5 protein-coding genes are annotated in these 6,864 nt (G+C 48.8%); 1 reads left to right on the top strand and 4 read right to left on the bottom strand.

The annotated features are described in order from the left end of the window. The first annotated feature begins 475 nt into the window (after nucleotides 1-475). Entirely contained in the window at nucleotides 476-1,060 is a 585-nt protein-coding gene (locus ACR2PX_RS15930) for a hemerythrin domain-containing protein (protein WP_434000342.1), read from the top strand. A 48-nt stretch (nucleotides 1,061-1,108) separates the two neighbouring features. Here the strand turns inward: ACR2PX_RS15930 and ACR2PX_RS15925 are convergent, their stop codons facing one another. From ACR2PX_RS15925 to ACR2PX_RS15910, 4 genes are read right to left on the bottom strand one after another with little or no spacing between them, the layout of a single operon-like run. Beyond that, complete coding sequence (locus tag ACR2PX_RS15925) at nucleotides 1,109-3,091, bottom strand: acetoacetate--CoA ligase (RefSeq protein ID WP_434000341.1); 1,983 nt, start codon at nucleotides 3,089-3,091, stop codon at nucleotides 1,109-1,111. A gap of 37 nt (nucleotides 3,092-3,128) precedes the next feature. Continuing rightward, on the bottom strand, nucleotides 3,129-4,028 hold the full coding sequence (locus tag ACR2PX_RS15920) for a hydroxymethylglutaryl-CoA lyase (RefSeq protein WP_434000340.1): 900 nt from the start codon (nucleotides 4,026-4,028) through the stop codon (nucleotides 3,129-3,131). Next, the gene (locus tag ACR2PX_RS15915; protein WP_434000339.1) at nucleotides 4,018-6,075 is read right to left on the bottom strand and encodes an acetyl/propionyl/methylcrotonyl-CoA carboxylase subunit alpha; all 2,058 of its coding nucleotides are present in this window, start codon (nucleotides 6,073-6,075) and stop codon (nucleotides 4,018-4,020) included. Before ACR2PX_RS15915 ends, ACR2PX_RS15920 begins: the two co-directional genes overlap by 11 nt. Beyond that, the gene (locus tag ACR2PX_RS15910; RefSeq protein ID WP_434000338.1) at nucleotides 6,072-6,857 is read right to left on the bottom strand and encodes an enoyl-CoA hydratase-related protein; all 786 of its coding nucleotides are present in this window, start codon (nucleotides 6,855-6,857) and stop codon (nucleotides 6,072-6,074) included. Before ACR2PX_RS15910 ends, ACR2PX_RS15915 begins: the two co-directional genes overlap by 4 nt. Between the last annotated feature and the right edge of the window lie 7 nt (nucleotides 6,858-6,864).

Raw genomic sequence — 6,864 nt, 5'->3', positions numbered from 1 at the left:
TTACTGTCGGATACGAAGTTATGTGTCATCGGCGAGAAAGCAGGGTCAGAATATTTTCGAAGCTCTGCTTATAGCTCTGAAGAATTATGGTAATCATCCTTTGCTGGGTGCTGAATAGTTACCATTTTTTCGATGGATTTGTGCGAATAGTGGACCTATTCAATCAAATTCATCGGAAAAATGAACCGCTCTTTCTGGATTTTAGGCCGATCTGTCTATTCTCGGTCAGCCTCCTGTATATCTACTCAAATTATTCTGGGTAGGTTAGCTTGAAATAGAGTCAATTGAGACATGGGAAAGTCTTTTGGAAATATTCTGTAAATTGAATAGATTCTACTTTCGCATTATGAGAGCGTTTTCATTTCTATGACTCTAAAGAGCCTTGGGCTGAAGTGTCGTAATTATTTGAAGCTCTGTTAAGACTTCTTTCAGGACCGCCACTTCATAATAAGAAGAACAATAGAGGAAGAGTGCCATGTCGTTGTTGATCGATAGACTTGTGAAGGATCATGAACACCTTTTGCGCCTGCTCGATTGTCTGGATCACGAAGTGTCTGGCTACAGGGATGACAGTGAGCATACGCCCAAAGTCTGGCTGATCCTTGATGCGCTGGACTATTTGCATAATTATCCAGACAGCTTCCATCATCCATTGGAGTCCCGACTATTATCACGACTGCGTCCCAGACTGACCGATGCTAACCAGCGCTCAGCAATAGAAGAAGTAGAAGCTGAACATGAAGAAATACATCAGTTGACCACCAGTCTGATAGAACGCTTCAGCGCACTTACCATGGATCAGATCATCCCAGTTAACCAGCTTCTGGCGGATTATCAAAAATACGTTGAGTTGCAAAGAGCCCACATCAAGAAGGAAAACAGGGTTTTGATTCCGGCTATGAAAGCCATTTTGACGGAAGAAGATTTTAAACTGGTGAGTGAAACTCTGAAAGAGACCCCGGATCCACTGTTCGGATCCCATGTCTGGGAATCCTACGAAAACCTGTATCAGTTCGTGGTTGGTGCCCCGGTCGATCAGGTGGCATCCAAGGTACACTGAAAAACCTGCCGCCTGACAGGCGGCAGCTCACAATTCAAAGACAGCGCTTTAATTCATGAGTTCAGGTCGTTCTCGAAAGTAGTCCAGAGCTTCCGGGTTTGCCAGGGCATCGGTGTTGGCAACCGGCTTGTTATGGACTACGTCTCTGACGGCCAGCTCAACAATTTTGCCACTGATGGTTCTGGGAATGTCCGGAGTCTGTAAAACAACGGCAGGGACATGTCGGGGAGTCGTGTTGGCTCGAATGGTCTTTTTGATTTCGTGGATCAGTTCATCTGACAACGTAACGCCGTCGCGCAACTTAACAAACAAAACAACCCTGACATCACCGTCCCATTCCTGGCCAATGGCAATACTTTCGAGAACTTCCACCACTTTTTCTACCTGCCGGTAAATTTCAGCGGTACCGATTCTCACTCCCCCTGGATTCAGAACGGCATCTGCACGACCATGGATAATGACACCCTGATTTTCTGTCAGTTCACCAAAGTCACCATGAGCCCAAACACCGGGAAACTGGTTGAAATAGGCGCTGTGGTACTTTTCATCCTCAGGATCATTCCAGAAGCCGATAGGCATAGAGGGGAAACTGGTCTGACAGGTGAGCTCGCCCTTTTCTCCCATCAGAGGCTTGCCTTCAGGATTGACGAATTGCACATCCATCCCCAACCCCCGGCACTGAAGCTCCCCTTTATGGACAGGTAGGATGGGGCAGCCTAAAGCAAAGCAGGAAATAATGTCTGTACCGCCGGAAATAGACGACAAACAGAGGTCTGTTTTAATATCTCTGTAAACGTAATCAAAGCTTTCGTGCAGCAGTGGCGAACCGGTAGAGAGTATGGTCTTCAGCTTCGGTAAAGAATGAGATTCAGCCGGTTTGACCCCGGCTTTTTCCAGAGCTGCAATGTATTTTGCGCTGGTCCCGAAAATACTGACCCCTTCTTCCTCCGCCATATCCATCAGACTTCGAGGTTCAGGATAAAAGGGAGAACCATCGTAGAGAACGACTGTTGCTCCCAAAGCAAGGGAAGAAACCAGCCAGTTCCACATCATCCAGCCACAGGTGGAAAAGTAGAAGATAGCGTCATCTGATTTTAAGTCTGTGTGTAAAGACAATTCCTTCAGATGCTGCAGAAGCGTTCCACCATGGCCATGCACTATGCATTTTGGCGCACCCGTGGTACCGGAAGAATACATGATGAACAGAGGGTGATTGAAAGCAACCGATACAAACTCAGGTTTATCACTGTCTGAAACAATAAACTCGCGGTATAAGCAGGAGTTGCTCAGGGTACTTATATCTGCATCACCGTTCAGGAAAGGCACAATGACGGTTTGCTCGATGGAAGGGATCTGTTCCTGAATCGACTGAACCTTTTCCAGACACTGAATCTGCTTGCCGCCATAAAGGTAGCCATCAATGCTTAACAGTACTTTAGGCGTGATTTGTCCAAACCGGTCCAGAACTCCCTGTATGCCAAAATCAGGGGAGCAGGATGACCAGATGGCCCCCAGAGCAGTAGTGGCCAGCATCATGATCAGGGTTTCGGGACAGTTGGGCATAAACGCTGCCACTCTGTCTCCTTTAACGACCCCGGCAGCTTTGAGTCCGGCTTGTGCAGCAACAACCGCTTTAACCAGTTCACTGTAGCTCAGGGAAGTACGGTGACCATCCTCCCTCCGAAAAATCAGCGCATCCTTTTTACCCTGAGCTGTTTTTTTGCTTTGGCTCAAGGCTGTATCAGTGCCGTGACGGAGCATATGTTCTGCATAATTGAGGGTGGAGTCAGGGAACCACTGTGCTCCTGGCAATTGATCATTTCTGCAGGTGGTAGCAGGTGCATTGTGGAATTTGATATCCACAAAACTGGCCAGGCTTTCCCAGAAAGCATAACGGTCACTGATACTCCAGTCATAAAGAGAGTGGTAATCAGTCAGGTTTCGGGCTGTTTTGTCATTCACTGCCTGAATAAATGCATGAAGATTTGATGATTGAACCCGGCTCTCGTCAGGTGTCCAGAGCTGCGTCATATTCGATCCTGTCTTATTGTTCTTGAGCTATGGCTGTTCAGGAGCCAGAAGCCAGAGCCAACCCAGTGTTTGAGCGGGAACTGATACCCAGTTGACTGCAGATGAATGTAGCTGCTTCCAGAAGCTTGTCCATCTGGATGCCGGTTTTTATATTCAGGCCTTCCATCAGGTAGAGCACATCTTCTGTGGCTACATTACCAGAAGCTCCCGGTGCATAGGGGCAGCCACCCAGTCCTGCAACAGCCGAATCCACAACAGCCAGCCCTTCCTCAAGAGAAGCGTAAATGTTGGCCAGTGCCTGTCCATAGGTATTATGGAAATGGGCAGCAAGATGTTCCATCGGAACGTCCCGGACACAGGCTTCCAGTACTTTTTTAATAAGCAGAGGCGTCCCGGTACCGATCGTATCTCCCAGAGAAACTTCATAGCATCCCATCTGGTACAACTCTCTGGTGACTTCAGCCACCTGCTGAGGTGTTGTTGGCCCATCGTATGGACAGCTGACAATACAGGATACATAGCCTCTGACAGGAATATCATGCTGGTTTGCCAGTTCCATAACCGGTTCAAAACGCTTCAAGCTTTTGGCAATAGAACAGTTAATGTTTTTCTGGCTGAAGCCCTCGGAAGCGGAAGCAAAAACAGCCGCTTCATCTGCTCCCGATTTAAGAGCATCTTCCATGCCTCTGAGATTGGGCGTTAATGCGGTATAGACGACATTGCTTTGTCTGTTAATAGACTGGAAAACCTGATCCGAGCCCGCCATCTGGGGAACATACTTGGGGGACACGAAACTGCCCGTTTCAATATGCCTAAGGCCAGAATGAGACAGTAAGTCAACCAGTTGAGCCCTGACTTCCCAAGAAGCAGGCGTCGGCAGATTCTGGAGCCCGTCACGGGCTCCCACTTCGACAATGCGAACCGATTCAGGCAGCATTTTCGTTTTCCTCCCTAAACGCCATGAGCGACGAACCAGCATCAACTCTGTCGCCTACCTGGTAAAAGACTGATTCAATAATCCCGTCGCAGGGAGCATTAATCGTGTGTTCCATTTTCATGGCTTCCATTACCAGCAGGGCAGTTCCAGCATTGACGTGCTGGCCCTCTGTCACCATCACAGTGCTGACAGTCCCGTTCATGGGGGCAGACATGGCTTCAGAACCATCCTGTGCGGCCAGACATTGACCTGAGAGATTCAGTTCAATGTTGAATGACTGAAAGAAGAGCTTCAGTTTTGAGTCAGGCAAGTAAGCAGCACGATATTTAAACGTCTGTTGGCCAATAATGAGATTGCCGGTTAGGTCATCAGGTTCCCACTCAATGGATTCGATTTGTGCGAAACACTGTCCGTCTGGTAATTGAATGTCATAACCAGAAGAGGTCTGATTAATTTTCAGTGTATGTTGTTTGCTGTCATGAAACAGAGCTACTTGTGAATAAAATGGAGCTGCTGGTAAAGAGTCATAGTAAGCCAGCTTGTCGTACTGAAGGAGGCCTGCTGTAACCAATGCAATCCGTACCTGGTCATGAGTCAGCTCAGGTTGTGGGTATTGATCAATGAAATGAGTGGATAACTCAGCCTCCCTGAAAGCTGGCTCAGTAACCAGATGCAGCAGAAAGTCTCTGTTATCACTTAAACCCGCCTGTTGATAATCGGACAAAGCCTGGGACATTTTATCGATAGCGGCATCCCGGTTTTCGGCCCAGACAACCAGTTTGGCCAGCATGGGGTCGTAATGGCTGGAGATATGGTCGCCTTGCTGAACACCGGTGTCGATGCGGATATTTTCCGTTGCCTCAGGCCATTGCAAACCCATGATTTTCCCAGAAGAGGGTAGAAAATCGTGATCGGGGCTTTCGGCATAAATACGAGCTTCGAGTGCGTGACCATGGCACTGAAGCTGTTCTTGAGTCATTGGCAGAGAGGCTCCTGCTGCAATGGCAAGTTGCCATTCCACCAGATCCTGTCCGGTAACAGCTTCAGTGACCGGGTGCTCGACCTGTAGTCGGGTGTTCATTTCCATGAAGTAAAAACGTTCACCGTCGACCAAAAACTCAACCGTACCTGCTCCCCGGTACCGAATGGTCTTGCCGGCAGCCACTGCGGCTTCACCCATACTTTTTCGCATGGCATCAGGGAGGTCAGGAGCGGGTGCTTCTTCTATGACTTTCTGGTGACGACGCTGCAGAGAGCAGTCACGGTCGAAAAGATAAACACCTTCGTTGTTCTGATCGAAAAAGATTTGCACTTCCACGTGGCGAGGTCTGGAAATATATGACTCTAACAGTAAGTGGTCATCACCAAAGCTTTTGCGGGCTTCTCTTCGGGCTGCCTGCAGGCCTTCCAGAAGTTGGCCAGACTGCTCAATGATCCTCATGCCCTTACCGCCTCCGCCTAGAGCCGCCTTGACCATCAATGGATAACCAATACGTTCGGCCTCCAGAGTCAGGATTTCATCAGACTGATCGGAGCCATGATAGCCGGGACAAATGGGCACCCCGGCTTTTTCCATCAGGGCCTTGGCTTCACTTTTTGACCCCATAGCTCTGATCGCTTCGTGGCCAGGGCCGATGAACTGAATACCCGCTTCTTCGCAGGCCTGAGCAAAGTCGGCATTTTCAGACAGAAAACCATAGCCTGGGTGCACTGCCTGAGCACCTGACTTCAGGGCAACTTCAATCAGTTTGTCTGTGCGCAGGTAGCTTTCCTGAGCGGGGGAAGCGCCGATGTAAAAAGCTTCATCCGCCAGCGTTTTGTGAAGTGCCTGATAATCGGCATCTGAATAAACGGCAACGGTTTTGATGCCCAGCTTTTTGGCCGTTCGCATAATCCGGCAGGCGATTTCTCCCCGGTTTGCGATCAGTATTTTATCGAAATGTTGGGTATGTTGGAGGCTGAGATTCACACTCATAGCTTTCTTCAGGCTCATGGCTTTCTTCAGGCTCATGGCTTTCTTCTCGCTCATGGCTTTCTTCTCGCTCATGGCTGCCTCCAGGATGGTTTCCGTTTTTCAAGAAATGACGCCAAACCTTCCTGACCTTCTGGAGATACTCTTACACGGGCTATTTCCCGACAGGCCATTTCGACAAAGGCATCATCAATGGGTCTGTTATGAACCTTGTGCAGCATGCTTTTTGCCAGTCGGCTAGCACCCGGTGCATTCTCAAGGAGTTGTTGAGTCAGGGCTTGCGCTTTGTCATTCAACTCAGACTCTGGAACCACTTCATGCAGAAGCTCAAGCTCAAAGGCCTTGATACCTGAGAAAACTTCGGCAGTCAGAAAGTATCTTCGGGCTTGTCGGGTACCAATTGCCTGACCGACATAGGCGCTGATAACGGCGGGGATCAGACCAATTTTGACTTCGCTCAAACTGTAGCGACTGGTTTCGCTGCCAATAGCAATATCGCAGGCTGAAATCAGTCCTACAGCTCCGCCGAAAGCAGCACCCTGAACAACGGCCATGGTAGGGGCCGGGAAGTTGTTAAGGGTGTACAGCAATTCTGATAATGTACGAGCGTCGTCGTAATTGTCCTGCTCTGAAAGATTGATCGAATCTTTCATCCAGTTGAGGTCGCCTCCAGCAGAAAAGTGCTTACCAGAACCCCTCAGTTGCAGCAGTCGTGTCTCTTCACCTTCAAGTTGCTTAAGGGCAGAAATCATTTCACTGATCAGCTCTGCATTAAAGGCATTGCCCACTTTCGGGCGATTCATGGTGATGCTGGCAACGCCATTGCTGGCGGTTTCGATAATAAGATGGTTGCTCATGATATGA

The organism is Endozoicomonas sp., assembly GCF_051008435.1.
GTDB lineage: Bacteria > Pseudomonadota > Gammaproteobacteria > Pseudomonadales > Endozoicomonadaceae > Endozoicomonas_A.
The sequence above is the reverse complement of the archived record's forward strand: the minus strand, read 5'-3'. Positions and strand labels throughout refer to the sequence as shown.